This is a genomic window from Mycobacterium simiae (assembly GCF_008370645.1).
In the GTDB taxonomy this organism is placed as follows: Bacteria; Actinomycetota; Actinomycetes; order Mycobacteriales; family Mycobacteriaceae; genus Mycobacterium; species Mycobacterium simiae_A.
In genome coordinates this window covers 1-26103 of sequence record NZ_VTZN01000036.1, presented here as the reverse complement: position 1 = coordinate 26103, position 26103 = coordinate 1, and the positions used below count along the sequence as shown (strand labels likewise).

The following is a 26103-nucleotide window of genomic DNA, read 5'->3' as shown; positions in this document are numbered from 1 at the left end:
TTCCCGGACAGCCGTTGACAGCCGTTAGCGTATTCATCGATATCCAGTGTCCGGTGTACTGGCGTGGCCAGGCAAATGCTGGTTGCGCCACGCCGTCGCACTGTGGTTAATCTGACGCATCTAGATCAGGCAACGCGATACTGTCTGGGGTTGGCGTAGCAACCGACACTGGGAGGGCAAATGGGCGCGTATCACACTGTGGTGGTAGGAACCGACGGCTCGGATTCGTCGATGCGCGCGGTTGACCGGGCCGCGCAGATTGCCGGGGCGGATGCCAAGCTGATCATCGCGTCGGCGTACCTGCCTCAGCACGAGGACGCCCGGGCCGCGGACGCCCTGAAGGACGAAAGCTACAAAGTGACGGGCACCGCCCCGATCTATGAGATCTTGCACGACGCCAAGGAACGCGCGCACAACGCCGGGGCGAAAAACGTCGAAGACCGCGCTATCGTCGGTGCTCCGGTGGACGCGCTGGTGCACCTCGCTGAGGAGGTCAACGCCGACCTGCTGGTCGTGGGCAACGTCGGTCTCAGCACGATCGCGGGCCGGTTGCTGGGATCGGTGCCGGCAAACGTCTCGCGGCGGGCCAAGATCGATGTGCTGATTGTGCACACCACGTAATTCGCGGCGGGGCTACCAGCCTCGCGCCCGCCACTCGTCGAGGTGGGGGCGTTCGGCGCCGAGCAGGGTGTCGTCGCCGTGGCCCGGGTAAATGACTGTGGGATCTGGGTAGACGTCGAATACCCGGGTGGTGACGTCATCGAGCAGTTGCACGAAGTCGCCGGGCTGCCAGGTCTTGCCGACACCTCCGGGAAAAAGGCAGTCTCCGGTGAACAGCTGCGTCACCTCACCGGTTGCGGGCCCGTTGAGGGCCAGCGCGATTGATCCGGGTGTGTGGCCGCGCAAGTGGATGACATCCAAGGCCAGTTTGCCGACCTGGATCGTGTCGCCCCCAGCCAGGAACCTGTCCGGTTTCACCGGTAGCGCTTCGGCGTCGATCTCGTGGGCCGCGGTGGGCGCGCCGGTAGCATCGGACACCGCCTGCAGCGCCTGCCAATGGTCGAAGTGCTGATGGCTCGTGACGATCAGCGCGACCTGCAACGCATAACGCCGGATCAGATCGATGAGCACGTCGGCGTCATTGGCGGCGTCGATCAGCAACGTCTCCCCGGTCGTGGAGCAGCTCACCAGGTAGGCATTGTTGTCCATCGGGCCCACCGAAGCCTTGAGGATAATGGCCCCGGGCAGGGTGCGGCGGGCCGCAGTCCCCGGGTCGACGTGTCCGGTGTAGTTGTCAGCGACGACAGTCATGCGCGTCATAGCGGTCACGTTACTGGTCCCCGAGTGCTTGTCGGTAGGTGCACATAGCATGGGAACGAGCTGGCGGCTGTCGGAGGAATGCGCAAGGAATGTGCAAGGAATGTGCAAGGATGCGGAAGGAACTGAGTGGCTGAGCGCCTGATCGTCAAGGGTGCGCGCGAGCATAATCTGCGCAGCGTGGACCTCGACCTACCCCGTGACGCGATGATCGTTTTCACCGGGCTATCCGGGTCCGGTAAGTCTTCGTTGGCCTTCGACACCATCTTCGCCGAAGGCCAGCGGCGCTACGTGGAATCGTTGTCGGCTTATGCCCGCCAGTTCCTTGGGCAGATGGACAAGCCGGACGTCGACTTCATCGAGGGGCTTTCCCCAGCGGTGTCCATCGACCAGAAGTCCACCAACCGCAATCCGCGGTCGACGGTCGGGACCATCACTGAGGTGTACGACTACCTGCGACTGCTGTACGCACGCGCCGGTACCCCGCACTGCCCGACCTGCGGTGAACGCATCGCGCGCCAGACGCCCCAGCAGATCGTCGATCAGGTGCTGGCCATGGCGGAGGGCACCCGTTTCCTAGTGCTGGCCCCGGTGGTGCGCACCCGCAAAGGCGAGTTCGCCGACCTGTTCGACAAGCTCAACGCCCAGGGCTACAGCCGGGTAAGGGTAGACGGCGTCGTGCATCCGCTGACCGATCCACCGAAGCTGAAGAAGCAGGAAAAGCACGACATCGAGGTGGTGGTGGATCGCCTGACCGTCAAAGCCGCCGCCAAACAACGGCTCACCGACTCGGTGGAGACCGCGCTGAACCTGGCTGACGGGATCGTGGTGCTCGAATTCCCGGACGAGGAAAGACATGACCAGCCGGGACATTCACACGAACAGCGCTTCTCCGAAAAGCTGGCCTGTCCCAACGCCCACGCCCTGGCCGTCGACGACCTAGAACCGCGGGCGTTCTCATTCAACTCGCCCTACGGCGCCTGCCCGGAGTGCAGCGGTCTGGGCATCCGCAAAGAGGTCGATCCTGAGCTGGTGGTACCGGACCCGGAGCTCACCCTGGCGCAGGGCGCGGTGGCGCCGTGGTCCACCGGCCATAGCGCGGAGTACTTCACCCGGATGCTGGCCGGGCTCGGCGAGGCGATGGGCTTCGACGTCGACACCCCATGGCGCAAGCTGCCGGCCAAGGCGCGCAAGGCGATCCTGGAAGGCTGCGACGAGCAGGTACACGTGCGCTACCGCAACCGGTACGGACGCACCCGCTCCTACTACGCCGATTTCGAGGGCGTGCTGGCGTTTTTGCAACGCAAGATGTCCCAGACCGAGTCCGAGCAGATGAAGGAGCGCTACGAGGGCTTCATGCGCGACGTTCCGTGCCCGGTGTGTGCGGGCACCCGGCTCAAGCCGGAGATCCTGGCGGTGACATTGGCCGCGGGGGAGCGGGGCCCGAAGTCCATCGCGGAAGTCTGTGAGCTGTCCATTGCCGACTGTGCTGACTTCTTGAACGAACTCACCCTAGGTCCGCGCGAGCAGGCAATCGCCGGGCAGGTCCTCAAGGAAATCCAATCGCGGCTCGGGTTCCTCCTCGACGTCGGGCTGGAGTATCTGTCGCTGTCGCGGGCGGCAGCCACCCTGTCCGGGGGTGAGGCACAGCGCATCCGGCTGGCCACCCAAATCGGCTCCGGACTGGTGGGTGTGCTCTACGTGCTGGACGAGCCGTCCATTGGGCTGCACCAGCGCGACAACCGTCGTCTCATCGAAACCCTCACCCGCTTAAGGGATTTAGGCAACACGCTGATTGTAGTCGAGCACGACGAGGACACCATCGAGCATGCCGACTGGATCGTTGACATCGGTCCTGGGGCCGGCGAGCACGGTGGCTGCATCGTGCACAGCGGGCCGCTGAACGAGCTGCTGCGCAACCAGGATTCGCTGACCGGCGCCTACCTGTCGGGCCGGGAAAGCATCGGGATTCCCGCGCTACGGCGTCCCGTTGACCCGCGGCGACAGCTCAGCGTGGTCGGCGCCCGCGAACACAACTTGCGTGGGATCGACGTGTCGTTCCCCCTCGGTGTGCTGACCTCGGTCACCGGCGTATCCGGTTCGGGCAAGTCGACGTTGCTCAATGACATCCTGGCCGCGGTGTTGGCCAACCGGCTCAACGGCGCCCGGCAGGTTCCCGGCCGGCATACCCGTGTTACCGGATTAGACCACCTCGACAAGCTGGTACGGGTCGACCAATCGCCGATCGGCCGGACGCCACGCTCCAACCCCGCTACCTACACCGGAGTCTTCGACAAGATCCGCACTCTGTTTGCCGCCACCACCGAGGCCAAGGTTCGTGGCTATCAACCGGGCCGGTTCTCCTTCAACGTCAAGGGCGGTCGGTGTGAGGCGTGCACCGGCGACGGCACCATCAAGATCGAGATGAACTTCTTGCCCGACGTGTATGTGCCCTGTGAGGTGTGCCAGGGCGCCCGCTACAACCGGGAAACCCTGGAGGTGCATTACAAAGGCAAGACCATTGCCGAGGTCCTGGACATGTCGATCGAGGAGGCGGCGGAGTTCTTCGAGCCGATCTCCGGTATCCACCGCTACCTGCGCACCCTGGTCGACGTCGGGTTGGGCTATGTACGGCTAGGCCAGCCTGCGCCGACCTTGTCCGGGGGCGAAGCGCAACGCGTCAAGCTGGCATCGGAATTACAGAAGCGCTCGACCGGTCGCACCATCTACATCCTCGACGAGCCCACCACCGGCCTGCATTTCGAAGATATCCGCAAGTTGTTGAGCGTCATCAGCGGCCTGGTCAACAAAGGCAACACGGTGATCGTCATCGAACACAACCTGGACGTGATCAAGACCTCGGACTGGATCATCGACATGGGACCGGAGGGCGGCGCCGGTGGCGGAACCGTTGTCGCCCAAGGCACCCCGGAGGACATTGCGGCCGTGCCGGAAAGTTACACCGGGAAGTTCCTCGCTGATGTCGTTGGGCTGGCAGCGGCCAGTGCACCCCGCTCGAACCGGCGACGCAAAGTCAGCGCCTGAGTCAGCTGGTAATCGTGTGCCGACATCCTCGCCCGTGCCCGCTGGTGCCGATTGGGTTAACACTCATCGGTGCCCATCGACTCACGGATCTGGGCTAGGCGCTCCGCAGCCGCGCGCAGCACCCTCTCGTACTGTTCCTCCACTGCTTGGCCCCCGGCTGTTTCGGCGTCGAGTTCGGCGGCACCCAATGCCGCCGCATACCGGGACTCGATTTTCTCGCGGACGGATTCGAAGGTCGGCACGCCGGCACTGTCATATCCGGCGTCTGCTGAGTCCGCGTCAGGATCTGTCGGTTCGTCGGGCATGCCGCCACGTTACTGCTGCCGCGTCGCCCCGGGCTGTCGGCGGCGATCACCGCGCTCAGCGCGACCGGCGGCACCGGCTACCGCGCAGCGGGGACGACGCGGGCGCCCGGAGCGGCCATGCCGGGCAAGGGTATCCGCGGCGCGTCCGGGGTGCCCAACTGGCCAGCCAACCACGGCAGCGCCCGCTCGAACACCTGGTCCGCAAAGGGCCAGTCATGCTTGCCGGGTTGGGCAACCACCACGCAGTCAATGCCGTTGGCGCGGCCCAGAGCGCATAGCGCGTTGGCGGCCGCGGTCTGGTTGCTCGGGTTGGCAGCGGCATCGTGCCCGGCCGCCCGCATCGCCGCCAGGTCGGCGATCGGGGAATCGCGGTGAGCTGCCGATTGAGCAGGAACGGAAATAGCAAACCATCCCGAAATTCCGGTGTACGGGCCGTGACGCGTGATCACCGTTGTCGGGTCGAAGGCCGCCCAAGCATCGGCGTTGCCACCGAACAGCTTGGCGATGGTCTCCACCTTACTTCCCGTGTTGGGGTAGTAGTCACCGGCGACGTCGACGAAAGCGCTGAACAGGTTGGGGTGCATGACGGTCAAATCCACCGCACAAGTCCCGCCCATCGACCAGCCCGCGATGCCCCAGTTGGCTGGCTGCGAACTGACGCCGAAGGTAGAAATCAGGTAGGGCACAACGTCTTTAGTCAGATGATCGGCGGCGTTGCCGCGTTGTCCGTTGACGCATTCGGTGTCATTGTTGAATGCGCCGCCGGAGTCTACGAATACCAGGACAGGCGCGTTACCGTGATGGGCAGTGGCGAACTCGTCGACGGTGCTGACCGCGTTGCCAGCGCGCGCCCAGTCGGCGGGAGTGTTGAATTGGCCGCCGATCATCATCACGGTCGGCAGCCGCGGCGGGGGAAAACTGGCGAACCAGGCGGGCGGCAGATACACAAGCTCACCGCGATGTTTGAAATGGGAGGCCGTGGACGGGATGGTGACCGGCACCACGCTGCCGTGCGACGGGCGCGCCCCCTTGCCGGCCATCGCGGTAACGGTGGCCTGATCGGCCTGGTCGGGCAACGGGCCGGAAGTGAGCTGGTTCCACGCGGCCTCGACGGTGGGGACATAGCCAACCCAGACGTTCAGTGCCAGCGCCACGCTGAGCACACAAAGCGGCACGGCCAGCACCGCTGTGCCGCGGCCCCACCAGCGTGCCCCACGCCAGCCCAGGACCAGCGCCGTCATCGCCACGCCAATCAAACCGGCCCATACCCACACGGCCACTGGCGCCGGCTCGTTGGCAAGCCCGCCGACATACCAACGCACTACATAGGCCACCGCACCGCCGACCGCGGTCGCCGCCGGTAGCAACCGTCGCCAGCGACGGGAACGCGACCCGGCGGCCAGCAGCAGGACGGTCGCGCTTAGCACTTGTACCGAGATCGGTACCCAGCCGTGCATCAGGGAGGTGTGCGCGCTGACCAGCGGTAGGGCAAAATACGCCGTCGACGCTGTCACAGAAACTATTGTGATCGAACGGTAACCGTTCTGGAACGTGTTGACCCCAACGTTCCGCTGTGGGTTAGCTGGGAGCGGCAAGCCCACCTAGTGCGGCTTGGCCAACGGAAACGGTAGCGTCTCGCGGATGCTGCGCCCGGTGATCAGCATGACGACCCGGTCGATGCCCATGCCGAGACCCCCGGTAGGGGGCATTGCGTATTCCATCGCTTGCAGGAAGTCTTCATCGAGCTGCATCGCCTCGGGATCTCCGCCGGCCGCCAGCAAAGATTGTTCGTGCAGGCGGCGGCGCTGTTCGACCGGGTCGGTGAGTTCGCTGTAGGCGGTACCGAGTTCGACGCCCCAAGCCACCAGGTCCCAACGCTCAGCGAGGCCAAGCTTGCTGCGATGCGGACGGGTCAGCGGCGACACCGACGTCGGGAAGTCGATGTAAAAGGTGGGCTGTTCGGTGCGGCTTTCCACCAAGTGCTCGTAGAGCTCGAGCACCACCGCGCCGGCATCCCACTGCGCGCGATAGGGAATGCGGGCGGCATCTGACAGCTTCCGCAGCGTCGCCACGCCGGTGGTGGCGTCGATGTGCTCACCGAGGACTTCGGAAACCGCGGCATGCACACTTTTCACCTGCCAAGTCCCGGAAATGTCCACCGGCTCAAGTCCGCCGTCGCTCGTAGGCCGCATCGCGATGGGTGCGCCGTTGGCGGCTTGGGCGGCGTTCTGGATAAGTTCGCGGCAGCTGTCGAGCCACACCAGGTAGTCGGCGTGCGCTTGATATGCCTCGAGCAAGGTGAATTCCGGGTTGTGGCAATAGTCAACGCCCTCGTTTCGAAAAGCCCGGCCCAGTTCGAATACGCGTTCCACGCCGCCGACGCACAGCCGCTTCAGATACAGCTCCGGTGCGATGCGCAGGAACAGGTCCATCGAATAACTGTTGATGTGCGTGACGAATGGTCGAGCCGTGGCTCCGCCGTGCACCTGCTGCAGCATCGGGGTCTCGACCTCGATGAACCCCTTGGCGAACAAGGTTTCTCGGATCGAGCGCAACACTGCGCTGCGGGTGGCGAGGAGTTCCCTCGACTCGGCGTTGACCGCCAGATCGACGTAACGATTCCGGACTCGCGCCTCCGGATCGGTAAGCCCTTTCCACTTATTGGGCAAGGGGCGCAAGCACTTCCCGATCAGACGCCAGCTGCGCACGATCAGTGATTGCGTTCCCAGCTTGCTCGATCCCATATGCCCGGTCATCTCCACCAGGTCACCAAGGTCGATCGTTGCATTGAAATCGGCGGCACGGCCCTGCTGCAAGCATGAATCGTCCAGTAGTACTTGCATTTCGCCGGTCCAGTCGCGTAGGTGCGCGAACAACACGCCGCCGTAGTTGCGGACTCGTAGTATGCGTCCGGACACGGACACGGCGGCCGCCTCGCTCGCAGTCATCGCTTGCGCGACCGTATGGCTGGGCGGCTGACCTACCGGATAGGCGTCAATGCCGTCGCTTCGCAACTTCTTTAACTTGGTCAGCCGAACGCGCACCTGCTCTGGCAGCCGGCGCCGCACTTCATCGCCCTCATCGAATTGCGCTTGCTGCAACTCCGTCAAATCCGGCGCCGAGCCGTCGGGATGCAACAGCCCGGTGGCGGCCAGCCGTTCCGGCACTGCTGGGTGGTGGCCAGTGTGTGTTTTCTTGCGCCGGGTGAACGGAAGTACGAGGAAGCCCTCAGCAATCACCGAGGCGACACCCACTTTGGGTATCAACCGGGCGTCCTCGTAGCACGCGTAGCGGGGTACCCACTGGGGTTGGTACTTCTGGTTCGAGCGGTACAGCGTCTCGATCTGCCACCACCGGGAGAAGAACATCAAGAGCCATCGCCATAACCTCGCGATCGGGCCGGCGCCGAGCTGAGCACCCTGTTCGAAGGCGGATCGAAACATCGCAAAGTTCAGCGAAATACGGTTTATACCAATGCTTTCTGCTCGCAGCGCAAGCTCGCTGACCATGAGTTCGATGGTGCCGTTCGGGGATTGCGGAGAACGACGCATCACATCGAGGGAAACGCCGGTGTGGCCCCACGGCACCAAAGACAGCATCGCCACCACCACATGGTGCGGGTCCAGCGCTTCGACCAACAGGCAGTCGGAGTCCGCAGGGTCGCCCAGGCGGCCCAGTGCCATCGAGAAGCCCCGCTCGGTTTCGGTGTCTCGCCAGGCATCAGCCCGTGCGATGGTCTGCTCCATTTCCTCCGCGGAAATGTCGCGGTGGCGCCGGATGCGCACAGTCAGCCCGGCTCTACGTGCTCGGGTAACGGCTTGGCGCACTCCGCGCATCTCGGGGCCGGACAGCTTGAAGTCGGCCGGCCGCAGAATCGCCTCATCGCCGAGCTCCAAAGCGTTGAGCCCAGCGTCACGATATGCCTGGGCCCCCTGGGAACTCGCGCCCATCACACCCGGCGACCAGCCATAGGTCTGGCACAGCCGTAGCCATGCGTGGACTGCTTGCGGCCACGCCCGCGGGTCGCCCACCGGGTCGCCACTGGCCAGACAGACCCCGATCTCCACCCGGTAGGTGACCGCGGCGCGGCCACTAGGGGCGAATACCACCGACTTGTCGCGACGGGTGGCGAAGTAACCCAGCGAATCGTTCTTGCCGTACAGCTCCAGCAACCCGCGAATCGCCGATTCGTCCTCCCCGGTCAGCGCATTGTCGGCACGCTGGGATTGGAACAGCACGATCGTGGCCGCGATCAGCGCGAATGCGCCAAACAAGCCGAAGATGGCGTTGAGAAAGACGTGCGGCCTGCCGGTGAATAGGTCGGGATCGGCGAGGGCGAACCCAACCACCCGGTTGGCCACGTAGGGCAAGCGGTCTTGCGGCGCAAGTGAGCCCGGGAAAAGCTCGACCAAACCCCAGGAAAGCAAGATTCCGATGGCTCCACCGGCTAACAGCACCGCGGCCGCTTTGAACAGCGCACCCCGGCGGACCTTGGCCCAGAACTCGCGATAGCCCAACACCAGCACGACAATCGCCACGACGTGTGCCGCGAAGCCAAGATTCTCGCCGAAGTTCTCCGCAGCGGTGTTCCCTCCCGCGGCGATATCGGCGACGTTCAGGAAGGCGGCAAGAACCATGTTGCCCAGCAACAGCAACCAGGCGATGCGTTTGCGCGCGGTCAAAGCTGCGGCCAGCAACGCCAGGACGAACGACCACGCGAAGCTGGTATCGGGGAAGTTGAATAGGTAGCTGTTGATGAATTCCCGTGGAACCTTGATGGTCCACCGGATCAGCGGCGACATGCTGGCCAGCACCGACAGGGTGGCGATGACTCCGACGGCCCAGCCGGCTGCCGCGGGAACCCAGTGAAACCTGGAGACGGGCCTGCTCTCCACCGAGCGAGGCGTTGTGAGGGTCACAGACCGCGAGGATATTCGCTACCCGCGGGAAAATCCTGGGGAAGCGGCGCTGATTTTCACCCGGTCGCCGCAGCTGGGTTGCCGCGCCGGTCGGCTCCGTGCCCTAGCGGCGCGTCATGGCTGTTAAACTGGCTGCTGCGACCATCCCGGCGAAGGCCAGGGACAGTAAGTGGAGTCCCACTCCCACCGCTAGCCACGAGAAGTTTTACCGACTTGTTTCAGGCCATGCGGTCCGGTCACAGGCACATAGTGCCTGTTCTGCGCGTGGCGCAGGCGGCTCGAGCAGATTCGAGCCGCGATCGGTCGGCATTGGGCCCTGTTGGTGCAGGGCTTTTTTGCTGATGGCTGGTGTATTCCACGCACTGTTCTCGGCCCCGTTCAGGCTCTGGCCGCAGTGGAACAACAGCCAACGAGGGAGGCCCCATCAGCACTGAGACCCGCGTTAACGAGCGCATCCGCGTACCTGAAGTCCGACTGATCGGTCCAGGGGGAGAGCAGGTAGGCATCGTGCGTATCGAAGACGCACTCCGCGTCGCCGCGGACGCCGATCTCGACCTTGTCGAAGTGGCCCCGAATGCCAGACCGCCGGTCTGCAAGATCATGGACTACGGCAAGTACAAGTACGAGGCGGCGCAAAAGGCGCGTGAATCCCGTCGCAACCAGCAGCAGACCGTCGTCAAGGAACAGAAGCTGCGGCCGAAGATCGACGATCATGACTACGAAACCAAGAAGGGCCACGTGGTGCGTTTCTTGGAAGCCGGATCGAAGGTCAAGGTCACCATCATGTTCCGCGGACGTGAGCAATCGCGACCCGAATTGGGATATCGGTTGCTGCAGCGCCTAGGTGCTGACGTCGCCGAGTACGGATTCGTCGAAACAGCGCCTAAGCAGGACGGCCGCAACATGACGATGGTGCTGGCACCACACCGCGGCGCGAAGACTCGCGCGCGAGCTCGGCATCCGGAGGGATCGGTGGCCGGTCCGGCGGGTGGCGACGCCAAACCTTCGTCGAACTAACGTTGCAAGCCCACACCAGAACTGATCAGAACTGAGGAAAGATGCCCAAGGCAAAAACCCACAGTGGGGCCTCGAAGCGCTTTCGGCGCACCGGGACCGGGAAGATCGTCCGGCAGAAAGCCAACCGCCGGCATCTGTTGGAGCACAAACCGACCACGCGAACCCGGCGGCTGGACGGCCGTAGGACGGTGTCTGCCAACGACACCAAGCGGGTCAATGCGCTGCTGAACGGCTAGCCGGCGCTCGGAAAACCGGCCTCCGTAAGAGCGGTTGGCACCTGACCAATGACGTCCGAACGAGAGTAGGAACAACCCATGGCACGCGTGAAGCGGGCAGTCAACGCCCACAAGAAGCGGCGCTCCATCCTGAAGGCTTCGAAAGGCTATCGCGGCCAGCGGTCCCGGCTCTACCGCAAAGCCAAAGAGCAGCAGCTGCATTCACTCAACTACGCTTATCGCGACCGTCGCGCCCGAAAAGGCGAGTTCCGAAAACTGTGGATCTCGCGGATCAATGCGGCCGCGCGCGCCAACGACATCACTTACAACCGGCTGATTCAAGGCCTCAAGGCCGCTGGTGTCGAGGTGGACCGTAAGAACCTCGCCGACATCGCAGTCACCGACCCGGCGGCGTTCACAGCGCTCGTCGCGGTTGCCCGGGCGGCTTTACCCGAGGATGTCAACGCCCCCTCGGGAGAGGCTGCATAGCCCGGGAACCTGGTTTCAGGTGCTCACCGAGCGCTCGGCCACGGTGGTTGCTGCGGTTAAGTTGCATCGCCACATCGGCCGACGTCGCGCGCATCAATTTCTCGCTGAAGGCCCCAACTTGGTCGCGGCCGCGACGAAACGCGGGCTAGTCCGAGAGGTGTTTGTCACCCAGGTCGCTGCCCAGCGGCATGAGTCGTTGTTGGCCGCATATGCCGCGCCCGTGCATCTGGTGACCGAGCGTGCCGCAAAAGTGTTGTCCGACACCGTTACCCCGACGGGCCTGGTCGCGGTCTGCGAAATGGCGGCGGCCCGCCTAGAGGATGTGTTGGCCCGCTCGCCGCGGCTGATCGCCGTCGCCGTCGAGATCAGTGAGCCGGGCAACGCGGGCACGCTCATCCGCATCGCCGACGCCATGGGAGCGGCGGCTGTCGTTCTTGCCGGGCACAGCGTCGACCCGTACAACGGCAAGTGCCTGCGCGCGTCCGCCGGCAGTATCTTCTCGATCCCGGTGGTTGCCGCACCGGACACGCACGCCGGCCTCGCGTTGTTACGTGCCGCCGGGCTGCAGGTGTTAGCCAGCGCGGTAGACGGGGAGGTGTCCCTCGACGATGCCGACCAGCTGCTGGGCAGCCCGACGGGGTGGCTGTTCGGGCCCGAATCCCACGGACTAGCTGCCGACATCGCGAGGGTGGCAGACCACCGCGTTTGCATCCCAATGTCAGGAGGAGCCGAGAGCCTGAACGTCGCCGCCGCCGCGGCGATCTGCCTGTACCAAAGCGCTCGGGCGCTACGCTGCAATCGCTGAGTGTTAGGCGGGTTGCTATGCGGCCGACGCCCGACTCCGGCCCCGGGCCGGTCGAAGGCCGGCCAGCGAGAGCGTCGTGTGTAGTAACGAACCTGCGCGCTCCATGAGCATCCGAGCCGGGTCCGTAGCGGCGCGGGGAAACGACCGCGCGAAGGCACCGGAACGTGGTGGGAAATAGTGCATCGGCAGACCGCGACGGTCCCTCGGCGGCGCCATGAATGCCGGGGCTTCAACTAGTGGCGCATCACTTCGGTTGTGGCCCTGCGCTCTCCGATAGGCGGCCAACGCGCGCGGATGCAACCTGATTTCGTCGGGCACCGCCAGGAACGCCAGCTCGACCAACTTGCCAAACAAACGCAACACCACCTCATCGCCCGAAGTCCAGTGCATCCCGGCCTTTTCCCGGACCGCCGGGTCGAACAAACCAGCAGCGATCCAGCGCTGGCCGGCAACCACGGGTTTGAACAACTGGTCCCAGATAGGGGTGGGCATGAGAACGAACTTTGGCTTCGGAATACGCATGACGAAGATATCCAGGGTCGCCTTGTTGATCTCGAGCTCGTCGCGGCAAACCCGGTCCCAGTACTTCTGAAATTCTTCCCACGATGTTGGCACTGGCCGCATGCTCATCCCGTACATCCGGTACCACTGGACGTGCTCGTCGAACAGCTGGCGTTTCTCGGCCTCGGTCAAGCCTCCGCAGAAGTACTCGGCCACGTTGATGACCAGCATGAAAAATGTGGCGTGGGCCCAGTAGAACGTCTCCGGATGCAAAGCGTGATAGCGACGGCCCTTGGTGTCGACACCTTTGATGGTGCGGTGGTAGCCCTTGATCTGTTCGCCGGTACCGGCCGCCCGGTCACCGTCGTAGACGACGCCCATGATGGGGTACACCGAGCGGGCGACCCGCTGCAGCGGTTCACGCAGCAGGATCGAATGTTCACTGACTCCGGCGCCCAGCTCCGGATACATGTTCTGGATAGCGCCGATCCACACCCCCATCAATCCGGTGCGTAGGTCGCCGAAGTATTTCCAGGTCAAAGAATCAGGCCCGAGTGGCTCAGCTGGTGTCGACGATGTGGGAGTCATCACGGCCTCCAAGCGCTCAATATGGGCTCACGATAATTCGTGACAACACGCGTTGTCCACGGTTTCGGTGGGTGTGACGCATCGCCGTTACGGGCTCGCTACGGTCGCGTCGCAACCATGTGATCGGCATGTTTGCTGCGACATGGGACACACTCGCCGCGGCGCTGATTGCCCGGCTCGGTCGAAACCACCTACCCTTGCCAGGTGGAGGTCGGGGCTGGCGATGGGGAGTCCGGCGTGCCCGACGAGGTGGAGTTCGACGCGCGTCGACCCTCGCCAGCGCAGTGGCTGCGCTCCACGAACCACAGTCCAGGCGTAGTGGCATTCGTCCGGCGGGCGCGGAGGCTACTGCCCGGTGACCCGGACTTCGGCGATCCGCTCTCCACCGCCGGTGAGGGCGGGCCGCGTGCGGCGGCCCGAGCTGCCGACCGGTTGCTGGGCGATCGCGGTGCGGCATCTCGTGAAGTGAGCCTTGGTGTGCTTCAGGTGTGGCAGGCGCTGACCGAGGCGATTTCGCGACGTCCAGCGAATCCGCAGGTGACGCTCGTCTTTACCGACCTCGTGGGTTTTTCGACGTGGTCGCTCCACGCCGGTGACGAGGCAACCCTGACGTTATTGCGGCAGGTTGCCCGGGCTGTCGAAACCCCGCTGCTCGACGCCGGCGGGCACATCGTCAAACGGATGGGCGACGGAATCATGGCGGTGTTCCGCAACCCTACAATCGCCGTGCGGGCCGTATTGGCCGCTCGAGACGCATTGAAAGCCGTCAACGTGCAGGGCTATACGCCGCGGATGCGGGTCGGCATCCATACCGGACGCCCGCAGCGGCTGGCTGCGGACTGGCTCGGCGTCGATGTCAACATTGCCGCTCGCGTCATGGAACGCGCCACCAAAGGTGGCATCATGATTTCGAGCCCTACCCTGGATCTGATTCCGCAAAGTGAGCTAGACGCATTAGGTGTCGTGGCCAAGAAGGCACGCCGACCGATGTTTTCCAGCAAGCTCACCGGAATCCCACCGGACTTGGCGATCTATCGCCTCAAGGCTCGCAGGGATTTGCCAACGTTTGGTGATCCAGATGAGACAAATTAGCAGGCATAGTGGATGCCAATGACTTATCGGACATATCGGGTTTATGGAATTTTCTACCGGCTCGCGCGAGTGCGGTTCACCCTGGGCTATCTAGCAGCTCTCGCGTCGGTCAGTAGCGCGATCTTGATGCTCGGTCCGCAAGCCCACGAGCGGGTAATTCGGCATGCCAGCACCAACCTGCACAACCTCGCACAAGGCCGCTTGGGAACTCTGTGGAACAGCGCGTTCGTCATTGCCGAAGGCCCGTTGTACTTCTGGCTCCCGTGCCTGGGGTGTTTGCTCGCGCTCGCCGAGCTACACCTGCGTACTGGCCGGCTGACCGTCGCGTTTGCCGTTGGCCATCTCGGGGCCACGCTGCTGGTGGCGGCCGCACTGGCAGGGGCCGTCGAGTTCGGCTGGTTGCCGTGGTCCATCACCCGCGTCAGCGACGTAGGCATGAGTTATGGCGCTCTCGCGGTCCTCGGGGCACTCACCGCCACCATCTCCGCGCGCTGGCGGCCTGCGTGGATCGGCTGGTGGCTGTCGCTGGGCCTGGCGGCGGCGATTGGCGGTGGCGATTTCACCGATGCTGGCCATGCCATCTCGTTGCTGCTCGGCATGGTGGTGACCACACGCTTCGACCGCCCGGTCCGCTGGACCCCCGCGCGTTACTCGTTGCTGGTGGTCTCGGCCGGATTTGGCTTCCTGCTGCTCGCGCACACCGGCTGGACATCATCGATTGGCGTGGCGTTGGGCGTGTTGGGGGCATTGGCGGCATACGGGTTCGCGCGCCGGAACACGGCGCGCGTCGTATCGGTATAGCGGAAGCTCCTTTTCCCTGCGGCGACATGTCGCTGTGGCCTAGTTCGGAATACTCGAATCTCGAACCTTCGGCGGCGCGACGATTCCAAGTCGTGGGGATCACTGGGTCAGCGGGCCGATGACTTATGATCGGCACTTGCGTCATACCCGTGCCCTGAACTCACCCCGCTACGATGTGGGCTCCGAGGTCCACCGCTGGCCGGGGTGACGGACGCCAGGCCTTTGTAGCCAACCTCGTCAGCAAGGAGAGTGTCGCCGCGTGGGTGATCTACCCGTCGACCTGTCGCCGGAAGCCTTGACCAAGGCGGTCCACGCCGCTCAGCAGGCCTTCGCGCTCGCCGACAGCCTGGACGCGCTGGCGCACACCAGGACCGAGCACCTCGGGGACCGCTCACCGCTGGCGCTGGCACGTCAGGCGCTCGGCACCTTGCCCAAAGACGAGCGGGCGGACGCCGGTAAGCGGGTGAACATTGCCCGTGGCGACGCGCAACGTAGCTACGACGAGCGCCTGGCGACGTTGCGGGCCGAACGCGACGCGGCTGTGCTGGTCGCCGAAGGTATCGACGTCACACTGCCATCCACGCGGCAGCCGATCGGCGCCCGGCATCCGATCACGATTTTGGCCGAGCACATCGCCGACACCTTCATCGCGATGGGATGGGAGCTGGCCGAAGGTCCCGAGGTGGAAAGCGAGCAGTTCAACTTCGATGCCCTGAACTTCCCGCCGGACCATCCTGCGCGCAGCGAGCAGGACACTTTCTATATTGCGCCCGAGGATTCGCGGCAGCTGCTGCGTACCCACACCTCGCCGGTACAGGTCCGCACCCTGCTGCAGCGCGAGCTGCCGGTGTACATCATCTCGATCGGCCGGACTTTCCGTACTGATGAGTTAGATGCCACCCACACACCAGTCTTCCATCAGGTCGAGGGCCTGGCAGTAGATCGCGGCCTCACCATGGCGCACCTGCGCGGGACCTTGGATGCGTTTGCCCGAGCCGAGTTCGGGCCGTTAGCCCGCACTCGGATCCGGCCGCATTTCTTTCCCTTCACCGAACCGTCGGCCGAGGTCGATGTGTGGTTCGCCAACAAGAAGGGCGGCGCCGACTGGGTGGAATGGGGCGGTTGCGGGATGGTCCATCCAAACGTGTTGCGAGCGGCGGGAATTGACCCCGAAGTCTACTCCGGCTTCGCGTTCGGGATGGGTCTCGAGCGAACCCTGCAGTTCCGCAACGGTATTCCCGACATGCGTGACATGGTCGAGGGCGACATCCGCTTCTCGCTGCCGTTCGGGGTGGGCGCCTGATGCGAGTTCCCTACAGCTGGCTGCGGGAGGTGGTCTCGGTCGGGGCACCGGGCTGGGACGTCCGTCCCGGCGAACTCGAGCAGACCTTGGTATGCATCGGCCACGAAGTCGAAGAGGTGATAACACTTGGCCCGGTCGACGGCCCACTGACCGTCGGCCGGGTGACCGACATTGACGAGCTGACCGGTTTCAAAAAGCCGATCCGAGCTTGTCAGGTAAACATCGGCGACGGCGTGCAGCACGAAATTGTCTGTGGTGCCACGAATTTCATGGTCGACGATTTGGTTGTCGTGGCGCTGCCCGGCGCCACGCTGCCGGGTGGTTTCACCATCACCGCCCGCCAGACGTACGGTCGCACCTCTGCGGGAATGATCTGCTCGGCAGCCGAACTGGGCTTGGCCGCAGACCATTCCGGGATTCTAGTGTTGCCGCCGGCCGCCGCTGAACCGGGAGCCGACGGCGCGCGCGTGCTCGGATTGGACGACGTGGTCTTTCACTTGGCGATCACCCCCGACCGCGGCTACTGCATGTCGGTGCGTGGCTTGGCCCGCGAAATCGCGTGCGCCTACGACCTGGATTTCGTCGATCCCGCCCACGTTCCGGCGTTACCGGTCGAAGGGGCGGCCTGGCCGCTAACAGTGCAGGCCGAGACCGGGGTACGCAGGTTTGCGCTGCGACCGGTTACCGGGATCGATCCGGCCGCAGTATCGCCCTGGTGGCTGCAAAGACGACTGATGCTCTGCGGCATCCGCGCGACCTCACCGGCGGTGGATGCCACCAACTACGTAATGCTCGAGCTTGGTCACCCGATGCACGCACATGACCGCAACCGGATTTCCGGGAGCTTGGGGGTGCGGTTCGCCCGACCTGGTGAGGCCGTCGTCACCTTGGACAACGTCGAACGCCGACTCGATCCCCGCGATGTCCTCATCGTCGATGACATCGCCACTGCGGCGATCGGTGGCGTCATGGGTGCGGCTAGCACAGAGGTGCGCGCCGACTCCACCGACGTCCTGTTGGAGGCGGCGATATGGGATCCGGCTGCGGTCTCGCGCACCCAGCGGCGTCTGCACCTGCCCAGTGAGGCGGCCCGCCGTTACGAGCGCGGGGTAGACCCGGCTATTTCGGTGGCCGCCTTGGATCGGTGCGCCGCGCTTTTGGCGGACATCGCTGGGGGAGCGGTCGCCCCGACCTTGACCGATTGGCGCGGCGAGCCACCAGTCGACGCCTGGGCGCTGCCGCCGATCCGCATTGACGCCGACCTACCGAACCGCTGCGCCGGGGTGACTTATTCCCCCGGCACGACGGCTCGGCGACTGGCTCAAATCGGTGCCGAGGTGGTGCGAGACGGCAGCACTTTGACGGTGACGCCGCCTAGCTGGCGGCCCGATCTGCTGCAGCCCGCCGACCTCGTCGAGGAGGTTATGCGCCTCGAGGGCCTAGAAGTTATCCCTCCGGTGCTGCCAGCAGCCCCCGCGGGCCGCGGTCTCACGGCGGTACAGCGGCGACGCCGCGCGATCGGTAAGTCGCTGGCGCTGTCCGGGTACGTCGAGGTACTGCCGACACCATTTGTGCATGCCGGAATTTTTGACCTGTGGGGGCTGGCGGCTGATGACCCGCGCCGGGCGACGACCAACGTGGTCAACCCGTTGGAAGCCGACCGTCCGCATCTGGCCACCACGTTACTTCCCGCGCTGTTGGAAGCGTTGGGGCGCAACGTGTCTCGTGGCCTCGTCGATGTCGCGCTGTTTGCCATCGCCCAGGTGGTCCAGCCGACCGAACAGACGCGCGGCATCGAGCTCATCCCGGTGCACCGCCGGCCCACTGACGGCGAGATCGCCACGTTGGATGCGTCGTTGCCCCGGCAACCGCAACACGTCGCCGCGGTGCTTGCCGGGCTGCGGGAGCCGCGCGGTCCGTGGGGTCCGGGCCGCGCGGCCGAAGCCGCAGACGCATTCGAGGCGGTGCGAATCATCGCACGCGCCAGCGGAATTGACGTGGCTCTTCGGGCGGCTCAGTACCTGCCATGGCACCCGGGCCGGTGCGCTGAAGTGCTCGTCGGCGATACCGCCGTCGGTCATGCGGGGCAGCTGCATCCGGCGGTGATCGAGCGCGCGGGCCTGCCGAAAGGCATGTGCGCCATCGAGCTGAACCTGGATGCGATCCCCCTGGTTGAAGCGTTGCCGGCACCTAGGGTGTCGCCATTCCCCGCCGTGTTCCAAGACGTCAGCCTGGTGGTGTCCGCGGACGTCCCCGCCCAGACGGTGGCCGATGCCGTTCGGGAAGGGGCCGGCGACCTGCTGGAGGACGTTCGATTGTTCGACGTCTTCACCGGCCCGCAGATCGGCGAACATCGCAAGTCGCTGACCTTCGCGCTGCGGTTCCGCGCGCCGGATCGCACACTGACTGAAGACGACGCCAGCGCGGCCCGCGATGCCGCGGTGCAACGCGCCACCGAGCGGGTGGGCGCTGTGTTGCGTCGCTGATTCTCCGTCGAGCATCGACGGATCGGGATGCAATCGCTGACCTAACTATTCAGGCGCGCAACCAATTTGGCGATAGGGCTGAGAATGTCTAGGCCATCGCGATACGTTCTGGTCCTGCTGATCAGTCGATGATGACGGGGTGGGAATGAGATGTCGTTCATAATCGCGGTTCCGAAGATGGTGGCCGCAGCAGCATCAGACTTGGCGAATATCGGTTCGACTATCAGCACGGCGAATGCCGCTGCGGCGTTGGAGACGACGTCGGTGCTTGCCGCAGGCGCGGATGAGGTGTCGGCGGCCATTGCAGCGCTGTTCGGCACGCACGCCCAGGCCTATCAGGCCCTCAGCGCCCAGGCGGCGGCGTTTCACGCCGAGTTTGTGCAGACTCTGAACACAGGTGCGGGCTGGTATGCGGCGGCCGAGGCCGCCAACGCCTCGCCGCTGCAAGCCGTGCTCGGCGCGGCGAATGCGCCCACTCAGACGTTGCTTGGGCGGCCGCTGATCGGCAATGGCGCCGACGGGACCGCGGCAAATCCGAATGGCGGCGCCGGCGGGCTGCTGTATGGCAACGGCGGCAACGGTTACAGCCAAACAGGGGGCGGGCTCGCCGGCGGTAACGGCGGGGCCGCCGGGTTGATCGGCAACGGCGGTGCCGGTGGAGCCGGCGGCGCCAACGCGGCCGGCGCCGGTGGGCCGGGTGGCATCGGCGGCGCCGGCGGGTGGCTCTACGGCAACGGTGGCGCCGGTGGCGCCGGCGGCATCGGCACAACGGCGGTAGGCGCCGGAGGAGCCGGCGGCAATGCCCTGCTTTTTGGAAGCGGCGGTAATGGCGGAAGCGGGCCATTCGGCGCCGCCGGTCACGCCGGGCTGCTGATCGGCAACGGCGGCGACGCGGGGGCCGGTTCTGGGCTGCGTGGCGCGGACGGCGGGCTGATCGGCAACGGCGGCATCGGTGGATCCAGCGCGACGACCGCTGGCGGTGCCGGCGGGAACGCCCTGTTCGGCACCGGCGGAGCCGGCGGATCGAGCACCGACAGCACTGGTGGTAACGGCGGGAATACCCTGGTCGGCAACGGCGGGGCCGGCGGCGCCGGCGGCGCCAGTAGCCTCACCGGTAGCGGCCAGGCCGGCGGGTCCGGTGGCAATGTTGGGTTATTGGGCTTCGGCGGTGCTGGCGGTGCCGGTGGCGCCGGCACGACGTTGTTGAGCATCGGCCAGAACGGTGGGGCCGGCGGCCGCGGCGGCAACGCTGGGCTGCTGTACGGCGACGGCGGCGTGGGCGGGGCCGGTGGCAGCGGTGGGGTTACGTCAGGGTCCGTCTTCAACGCGGGCACCGGCGGGATCGGGGGGGCCGGCGGCAGCGCTAGTTTGTTCGGTAACGGTGGTGCCGGTGGGGCCGGTGGTTCTGGCGGGGCCAACTCCGCAACTCTGCTAGCCGGTGTCGGCGGGACGGGCGGGGCCGGCGGGGCAGGTGGTGTCGCCGGGCTGCTGTATGGCAACGGCGGGGCAGGTGGCGATGGCGGCATCGGTGGAACTACCGCTGCGAATAACCAGGCCGGCGGGACTGGTGGGGCGGGCGGTGCCGCCGGCAACGGCTTCTTGATCGGTAACGGTGGGGCCGGTGGAGACGGCGGCGCTGGCGGGGCGTCCGTCACTGCGGGGAAGGCTGGTCTCGGCGGTGTCGGCGGTGTCAGTGGCAACGGCGGCGATGGCGGATTGCTATTCGGTGACGGAGGCGAGGGTGGGGCTGGCGGCGCCGGCGGCGCCGGTGCTGGCGCCAGCGGTGTCGGTGGTGCCGGTAGTGACGGTGGTAGCGGCGGCAACGCGAGCTTTATTGGTAACGGCGGCAACGGTGGGCCCGGCGGTCCTGGCGGGGCTGGTGCGACGATCGGACCCGCTGGGAACGGCGGTAAGGCCGGTGCCGGCGGCGTGTTCGGCCAGGGTGGGACGCCCGGTCCGCCCGGCGCGGCTGCGGTGCTGCCCGAAAGCCTTGCTCCCATCTTCGGGCCCTATGAAAGCCTCATCGCCAATACGATCGCCAACCTGCAGAGCATCGGTACTACCTGGCTGGCCAACCCGGCGCCTTTCCTGAACCAAATCCTCATCAACCAGTTCGGTTATGGCGAGCTGACCGTAGCATCGTTCGCTAACGCCACCAGGGACTTCGCTATCGGACTGGCCGGCGTGCCGCCCAGCCTGCAAGCGGCCTTGGAGGCCTTGGTGGCGGGCAACATTAGTGGCGCGGTGAGCGACGTGGCGCAGGCGCTTGTCAAAGTGTTCGTCAGTGGCCTTGATGCAGCCGACTTGTCGAATATCCAGTTGCTGGGTCCGGTGGGAGATCTCCTGCCCATTCTGAGTATTCCGGGAGATATTTCGCAGCACTTCACCAATGTGCTCGTGGCGCTCACCGATACGAACATCTCGTTCGATATCGGTACTTTCTCAATGACTTTTGGGCTGCCGCTGGCAATGACGCTGAATGCGATAGGTTCGCCGGTCACCACGGCGATAGCACTCGCGAATAGTGTGACCACATTCATCGGCGCTGTGCAGGCCGGGAACCTGCCGGCGGCGTTGGCTGCGATCATCGGTGCCCCCGCCAACGTCGCCAACGGATTCCTCAACGGCGAAGCCACGCTGCCGCTGCCGCTGCCGACGTCGCTGGCGCCGATCCCCGGCATAACGTCGCTGACGGCCAACGTCCCCGTGGGAGGCATTATTTCTCCGCTTAAGCCCTTTACCGCCACAGCGGTAGTGCTTGGTTCGCCGATTACCCTTCCCCTCGGCGGCACGCCTGCCGGCGGCATCATTCCCGCCCTGCTGAATTACGCCCCCGTACAACTCGCGAATGCGATCGCCGGTTGATCGGAGCGTTTGGTACAGAACAAACGCAGTATCTTGTCGGCGTTCGCAGCGTGAGCCGAGCGACCGGACCACCCGGCGAGGCTGCTGGCGCCTCGGCCAACGCTGGCGCCGTTCAGCTGCGCTGAAAAGCCTGCGGGTCGGGCGTCCCGGCGACAGTTTTTGCATTGCTCCGCGAGCTGTACGCCCAGAAAGAATGGATTTGCAAGTAACTGAATAATCATGCAGTATTGGTGGAATGGCCGACGTGATAAGGGTGGCGGTTGCGGGTGCCAGCGGCTACGCGGGCGGTGAGATCCTCCGCCTGCTGCTTGGACACCCCGCGTACACCGCGGGTCGGCTGACGATCGGTGCGTTGACCGCAGCGGGCAGCGCAGGAACCGCTCTCAGTGCGCAGCACCCGCACCTCGTGCCGTTGGCCCAGCGAGTAATCGAACCCACCGAGCCCGCTGTGCTCAGCGGGCACGACGTGGTGTTTCTCGGCCTACCACACGGGCATTCGGCCGCACTGGCCGGACAACTCGACCCCGAGACGCTGATCATCGACTGCGGCGCGGATTTCCGGCTTACCGACGCAGCGGCTTGGGAGCGGTTCTACGGGTCTCCGCATGCCGGAAGCTGGCCCTACGGGCTGCCGGAGTTGCCAGGTGCGCGTGAGCAGCTCAAAGCCGCGCGCCGCATCGCGGTTCCCGGTTGTTATCCGACCGCGGCTCTGCTGGCGTTGCTGCCCGCCATGGCCGATGACCTCATCGAGCCGGCGGTGGCGGTCGTCGCTGTCAGCGGTAGCTCCGGTGCCGGTCGGGCTCCCAAGACCGACTTGCTCGGCTCGGAAATCATCGGTTCGGCGCGTGCCTACAACATTGCGGGAACACACCGGCACACTCCGGAGATCGCGCAAGGTCTGCGAGCAGTCACCGACCGTGATGTCACCGTGTCGTTCACCCCGGTGCTCATCCCGACGTCGCGCGGCATTTTGGCCACCTGCACCGCGCGCACCCGCTCGCCGATCGCTCAGCTGCGGTCCGCCTACGAAACGGCTTACGATGCTGAGCCTTTCATCCATTTGATGCCGGAAGGGCAGCTACCGCGCACTGGCGCGGTGATCGGCAGCAACGCCGCGCACATTGCCGTCGCCGTAGACGAAGACGCCGGGACGCTGGTGGCGCTCGCGGCGATCGACAACCTGGTCAAAGGGACAGCTGGTGCCGCCATCCAGTCGATGAACCTGGCACTGGGCTGGCCGGAAACCGACGGCCTGTCGGTCATAGGAGTGGCACCGTGACCGAAATACCAAGCGCCACAACACTTCTGCGTGTTCAAGGCGTCACTGCACCGGCTGGCTTTCGGGCCGCCGGCATCGCCGCTGGAATCAAAGCATCCGGCGCCCTCGACCTTGCGCTGGTCTTCAACGAGGGCCCCGACTATGCCGCCGCTGGTGTGTTCACTCGCAATAAGGTCAAGGCGGCGCCGGTGTTGTGGTCCCAGCAGGTGCTGACCACCGGGCAGCTGCGCGCGGTGATCCTCAACTCTGGCGGCGCCAATGCCTGCACCGGATCGGGTGGCTTTCAAGACACGCACGCCACTGCGGAGGCGGTGGCGGCTGCGCTGTCGGACTGGGGAACCGAGACCGGGGCAATCGAGGTTGCCGTCTGTTCGACCGGGCTGATCGGCGACCGGCTACCGATGGACAAGGTACTCGCCGGTGTTCGTGACATCGTTCATGAGATGCACGGGGGACTGACCGGGGGCGATGACGCCGCGCACGCCATCATGACCACCGACACCGTTCCCAAACAGGTTGCGCTGCATCAGCAGAAATGGACTGTCGGCGGGATGGCCAAAGGCGCGGGCATGCTGGCACCGTCGTTGGCTACCATGCTGTGCGTGCTCACCACCGACGCAGTTGCCGGGCCGGCCGCACTCGATCAGGCGCTGCGGCGGGCGACGGCCCGCACCTTCGACCGGCTCGACATCGACGGCAGCTGCTCGACCAATGACACGATACTGTTGCTGGCCTCGGGAGCAAGCGAATTCAAGCCATCGCAAACCGATCTCGACGACGCGGTGCTGCAAGTGTGTGACGACCTGTGCGCGCAGCTGCAAGCCGACGCCGAGGGCGTCACCAAACGTGTCGCCGTGACGGTAACAGGAGCGGCCAGCGACGATGACGCGTTGACCGCTGCCCGGGTTGTCGCCCGCGACAGCCTGGTCAAGACTGCGGCCTTCGGATCCGACCCGAACTGGGGTCGAGTGCTGGCCGCCGTCGGGATGGCGCCCGTCTCGCTCGATCCTGATCGGATCAACGTGTCCTTCAACGGTTTTGCCGTCTGTATCAATGGGACCGGCGCTCCTGGAGCGCGGGAGGTGGACCTGTCCGGCGCCGATATCGACATCACCGTCGACCTACGCATCGGCAACGGTCGGGCCACCATCCGGACCACGGACCTGTCGCACGCCTACGTCGAAGAGAACTCGGCCTACAGCTCATGACCCGCGCCGGCGACAATGCAGTGGGGGTCAAGGCGCAGGTGCTGGCCGAAGCGCTGCCGTGGCTCAAGCAGTTGCACGGCAAGGTCATCGTGATCAAGTACGGCGGCAACGCGATGACCGACGATACGCTGCGGCAGGCCTTCGCCGCCGACATGGCTTTTCTGCGTAACTGCGGCATCCATCCGGTCGTAGTGCACGGCGGTGGACCGCAAATCACCGCAATGCTGCGCCGTCTCGGGGTCGAAGGTGACTTTAGGGGCGGCTTCCGGGTTACCACGCCAGAAGTGCTCGACGTGGCGCGGATGGTGCTATTCGGACAGGTAGGCCGGGAGCTGGTCAACCTGATCAACGCCCATGGCCCCTACGCTGTGGGTATTACCGGTGAGGATGCCAAGCTGTTCACCGCGGTGCGCCGTAGCGTCAACGTCGACGGCGTGGACACCGACATCGGCCTGGTTGGGGATGTCGACAGGGTAAACACCGCAGCCGTGCTGGATCTGATTGCCGCACGCCGGATTCCGGTGGTGTCAACGCTGGCACCCGATGCCGACGGCGTGGTGCACAACATCAACGCCGACACGGCGGCAGCGGCTTTGGCCGAAGCCCTGGGAGCCGAAAAGTTGTTAATGCTTACCGATGTCGAGGGACTCTACACAAGCTGGCCGGATCGGAGTTCGCTGGTCAGCGAAATCGATACGGACACACTAGCGCAACTGCTGCCCACACTCGAATCAGGCATGATCCCCAAGATCGAGGCGTGTCTGCGAGCCGTCGACGGCGGCGTGCCCAGCGCGCACGTCATCGACGGCCGGGTCAAACACTGTGTCTTAGTCGAGCTGTTCACCAACGAGGGGACCGGCACCAAGGTGGTGAGCGCATGACGCAAACCGAAAGCATGCAGGCCAGATGGCAAGCCGTGATGATGAACAACTACGGCACCCCACCGGTAGCGCTAGCCAGCGGGAACGGCGCGCTGGTCACCGACGTCGACGGTAAGGCCTACGTCGATCTGCTCGGCGGAATCGCTGTCAACGTGCTGGGCCATCGCCACCCTGCGGTCATCGAGGCGGTCACCCAACAGATCTCAACTTTGGGCCACACCTCTAACCTGTATGTGAACGAGCCCGGTATCGCGCTGGCCGAAGAGCTGGTGGCACTGTTGGGCGCCGAAACGAAGGCGCGAGTGTTCTTCTGCAACTCCGGAACCGAGGCTAACGAGTTAGCGTTCAAGCTCTCTCGGCTCACCGGCCGCACGAAACTGGTTGCCGCCCAGGACGCTTTTCACGGCAGGACCATGGGTTCGCTGGCACTTACCGGGCAGCCGGCCAAGCAGGCCCCATTCGAGCCGTTGCCCGGTTACGTCACCCATGTCCCCTATGGCGACCCAGACGCATTGGCCGCCGCGGTCGACGACGCGACCGCGGCCGTCTTTCTCGAACCCATCATGGGAGAGAGCGGTGTGGTCGTCCCACCCGAGGGGTACCTGGTGGCTGCCCGTGATATCACTTCGCGACACGGCGCCTTGCTGGTACTCGACGAGGTCCAAACCGGAATGGGCCGCACCGGTGCCTTTTACGCCCACCAGCACGACGGCATCACCCCGGACGTGGTGACCCTGGCCAAGGGCCTCGGGGGCGGGTTGCCGATCGGGGCCTGCCTGGCGGTCGGGCCAGCTGCGGAACTGCTGACCCCCGGACTGCACGGCAGCACGTTCGGTGGTAACCCGGTGTGCACCGCGGCGGCCCTGGCGGTGCTGCGGGTACTGAACGGCGAGGATCTGATCCGCCGTGCCGAGGTCCTGGGCAAAACGCTCAGGCAGGACGTTGAAACGCTCGGCCACCCACTGATCGATCACGTCCGCGGCCGCG

The 26103-nt window shown here is 65.3% G+C and carries 20 protein-coding genes; 15 read left to right on the top strand and 5 right to left on the bottom strand.

Features of this window, described 5'->3' with window-relative positions:
• Nucleotides 1-180 precede the first annotated feature (180 nt).
• The gene (locus tag F0Q45_RS08515; RefSeq protein WP_149653524.1) at nt 181-621 is read left to right on the top strand and encodes a universal stress protein; all 441 of its coding nucleotides are present in this window, start codon (nt 181-183) and stop codon (nt 619-621) included.
• A 12-nt stretch (nt 622-633) separates the two neighbouring features.
• On the opposite strand, the gene F0Q45_RS08510 is transcribed toward F0Q45_RS08515, so the two are convergent.
• The gene (locus tag F0Q45_RS08510) at nt 634-1311 is read right to left on the bottom strand and encodes an MBL fold metallo-hydrolase (protein ID WP_188112840.1); all 678 of its coding nucleotides are present in this window, start codon (nt 1309-1311) and stop codon (nt 634-636) included.
• Nucleotides 1312-1446: 135 nt separating this feature from the next.
• Between F0Q45_RS08510 and uvrA the strand changes: the two genes are divergently transcribed.
• Nucleotides 1447-4362, top strand: a complete 2916-nt coding sequence (uvrA, locus tag F0Q45_RS08505) for an excinuclease ABC subunit UvrA (RefSeq protein WP_149653522.1) — start codon at nt 1447-1449, stop codon at nt 4360-4362.
• A 56-nt stretch (nt 4363-4418) separates the two neighbouring features.
• On the opposite strand, the gene F0Q45_RS08500 is transcribed toward uvrA, so the two are convergent.
• The 3 genes from F0Q45_RS08500 to lysX all read right to left on the bottom strand — a co-directional run bounded on the left by F0Q45_RS08500 (nt 4419) and on the right by lysX (nt 9586).
• Complete coding sequence (locus tag F0Q45_RS08500; RefSeq protein ID WP_149653521.1) at nt 4419-4667, bottom strand: hypothetical protein; 249 nt, start codon at nt 4665-4667, stop codon at nt 4419-4421.
• A 77-nt stretch (nt 4668-4744) separates the two neighbouring features.
• The gene (locus F0Q45_RS08495) at nt 4745-6124 is read right to left on the bottom strand and encodes an alpha/beta hydrolase (protein ID WP_149653532.1); all 1380 of its coding nucleotides are present in this window, start codon (nt 6122-6124) and stop codon (nt 4745-4747) included.
• Between the two features lie 144 nt (nt 6125-6268).
• Nucleotides 6269-9586: a bifunctional lysylphosphatidylglycerol synthetase/lysine--tRNA ligase LysX gene (gene lysX / locus F0Q45_RS08490; protein WP_149653520.1), complete on the bottom strand. Its 3318-nt coding sequence runs from the start codon at nt 9584-9586 to the stop codon at nt 6269-6271.
• Nucleotides 9587-10009: 423 nt separating this feature from the next.
• On the opposite strand from lysX, the gene infC reads away from it, so the two are divergent.
• The 4 genes from infC (at nt 10010) to F0Q45_RS08470 (ending at nt 12112) form a co-directional block, all read left to right on the top strand.
• Nucleotides 10010-10603, top strand: a complete 594-nt coding sequence (infC, locus tag F0Q45_RS08485) for a translation initiation factor IF-3 (RefSeq protein ID WP_149653531.1) — start codon at nt 10010-10012, stop codon at nt 10601-10603.
• A 41-nt stretch (nt 10604-10644) separates the two neighbouring features.
• A complete protein-coding gene (gene rpmI, locus F0Q45_RS08480; RefSeq protein WP_149653519.1) occupies nt 10645-10839 on the top strand; it encodes a 50S ribosomal protein L35 in 195 nt (64 codons plus the stop codon).
• A 78-nt stretch (nt 10840-10917) separates the two neighbouring features.
• Nucleotides 10918-11307, top strand: coding sequence for a 50S ribosomal protein L20 (rplT, locus tag F0Q45_RS08475; protein WP_149653518.1), 390 nt, complete (start codon nt 10918-10920; stop codon nt 11305-11307).
• Between the two features lie 19 nt (nt 11308-11326).
• Entirely contained in the window at nt 11327-12112 is a 786-nt protein-coding gene (locus F0Q45_RS08470) for a TrmH family RNA methyltransferase (RefSeq protein ID WP_149653517.1), read from the top strand.
• A gap of 15 nt (nt 12113-12127) precedes the next feature.
• Here F0Q45_RS08470 and F0Q45_RS08465 read toward each other — a convergent pair whose 3' ends face one another.
• Nucleotides 12128-13201: an oxygenase MpaB family protein gene (locus F0Q45_RS08465; RefSeq protein WP_149653516.1), complete on the bottom strand. Its 1074-nt coding sequence runs from the start codon at nt 13199-13201 to the stop codon at nt 12128-12130.
• Between the two features lie 204 nt (nt 13202-13405).
• Between F0Q45_RS08465 and F0Q45_RS08460 the strand changes: the two genes are divergently transcribed.
• The 9 genes from F0Q45_RS08460 to F0Q45_RS08420 all read left to right on the top strand — a co-directional run.
• Complete coding sequence (locus F0Q45_RS08460) at nt 13406-14293, top strand: adenylate/guanylate cyclase domain-containing protein (RefSeq protein WP_223163887.1); 888 nt, start codon at nt 13406-13408, stop codon at nt 14291-14293.
• Between the two features lie 18 nt (nt 14294-14311).
• A complete protein-coding gene (locus tag F0Q45_RS08455; protein WP_149653514.1) occupies nt 14312-15094 on the top strand; it encodes a rhomboid-like protein in 783 nt (260 codons plus the stop codon).
• 259 nt (nt 15095-15353) lie between these two features.
• Nucleotides 15354-16397 (top strand): phenylalanine--tRNA ligase subunit alpha, encoded by a 1044-nt coding sequence (pheS, locus tag F0Q45_RS08450; RefSeq protein WP_149653513.1) that lies wholly within the window; start codon nt 15354-15356, stop codon nt 16395-16397.
• Nucleotides 16397-18883 (top strand): phenylalanine--tRNA ligase subunit beta, encoded by a 2487-nt coding sequence (gene pheT / locus F0Q45_RS08445; RefSeq protein WP_149653512.1) that lies wholly within the window; start codon nt 16397-16399, stop codon nt 18881-18883. Before pheS ends, pheT begins: the two co-directional genes overlap by 1 nt.
• A gap of 150 nt (nt 18884-19033) precedes the next feature.
• Nucleotides 19034-21748 (top strand): PE family protein, encoded by a 2715-nt coding sequence (locus tag F0Q45_RS08440; protein WP_149653511.1) that lies wholly within the window; start codon nt 19034-19036, stop codon nt 21746-21748.
• Nucleotides 21749-21983: 235 nt separating this feature from the next.
• Nucleotides 21984-23027, top strand: a complete 1044-nt coding sequence (gene argC, locus F0Q45_RS08435; RefSeq protein ID WP_149653510.1) for an N-acetyl-gamma-glutamyl-phosphate reductase — start codon at nt 21984-21986, stop codon at nt 23025-23027.
• Nucleotides 23024-24235 (top strand): bifunctional glutamate N-acetyltransferase/amino-acid acetyltransferase ArgJ, encoded by a 1212-nt coding sequence (argJ, locus tag F0Q45_RS08430; protein WP_149653509.1) that lies wholly within the window; start codon nt 23024-23026, stop codon nt 24233-24235. The genes argC and argJ overlap by 4 nt, the downstream gene beginning before the upstream one ends.
• Nucleotides 24232-25116, top strand: a complete 885-nt coding sequence (gene argB / locus F0Q45_RS08425; RefSeq protein WP_149653508.1) for an acetylglutamate kinase — start codon at nt 24232-24234, stop codon at nt 25114-25116. The genes argJ and argB overlap by 4 nt, the downstream gene beginning before the upstream one ends.
• Nucleotides 25113-26103, top strand: a 991-nt coding sequence (locus tag F0Q45_RS08420; RefSeq protein WP_149653507.1) for an acetylornithine transaminase, incomplete at its 3' end; no start/stop codon positions are given. The genes argB and F0Q45_RS08420, both read left to right, overlap by 4 nt.

Bases quoted from the DNA above. Each gene is read 5' to 3' on its own strand.
- F0Q45_RS08515 (WP_149653524.1), top strand. From the start codon at position 181: ATGGGCGCGTATCACACTGTGGTGGTAGGAACCGACGGCTCGGATTCG.
- F0Q45_RS08510 (WP_188112840.1), bottom strand. From the start codon at position 1,311: ATGACTGTCGTCGCTGACAACTACACCGGACACGTCGACCCGGGGACT.
- F0Q45_RS08500 (WP_149653521.1), bottom strand. From the start codon at position 4,667: ATGCCCGACGAACCGACAGATCCTGACGCGGACTCAGCAGACGCCGGA.
- F0Q45_RS08495 (WP_149653532.1), bottom strand. From the start codon at position 6,124: ATGCACGGCTGGGTACCGATCTCGGTACAAGTGCTAAGCGCGACCGTC.
- rpmI (WP_149653519.1), top strand. From the start codon at position 10,645: ATGCCCAAGGCAAAAACCCACAGTGGGGCCTCGAAGCGCTTTCGGCGC.
- rplT (WP_149653518.1), top strand. From the start codon at position 10,918: ATGGCACGCGTGAAGCGGGCAGTCAACGCCCACAAGAAGCGGCGCTCC.
- F0Q45_RS08465 (WP_149653516.1), bottom strand. From the start codon at position 13,201: ATGACTCCCACATCGTCGACACCAGCTGAGCCACTCGGGCCTGATTCT.
- F0Q45_RS08455 (WP_149653514.1), top strand. From the start codon at position 14,312: ATGACTTATCGGACATATCGGGTTTATGGAATTTTCTACCGGCTCGCG.
- pheT (WP_149653512.1), top strand. From the start codon at position 16,397: ATGCGAGTTCCCTACAGCTGGCTGCGGGAGGTGGTCTCGGTCGGGGCA.
- F0Q45_RS08440 (WP_149653511.1), top strand. From the start codon at position 19,034: ATGTCGTTCATAATCGCGGTTCCGAAGATGGTGGCCGCAGCAGCATCA.
- argC (WP_149653510.1), top strand. From the start codon at position 21,984: ATGGCCGACGTGATAAGGGTGGCGGTTGCGGGTGCCAGCGGCTACGCG.
- argB (WP_149653508.1), top strand. From the start codon at position 24,232: ATGACCCGCGCCGGCGACAATGCAGTGGGGGTCAAGGCGCAGGTGCTG.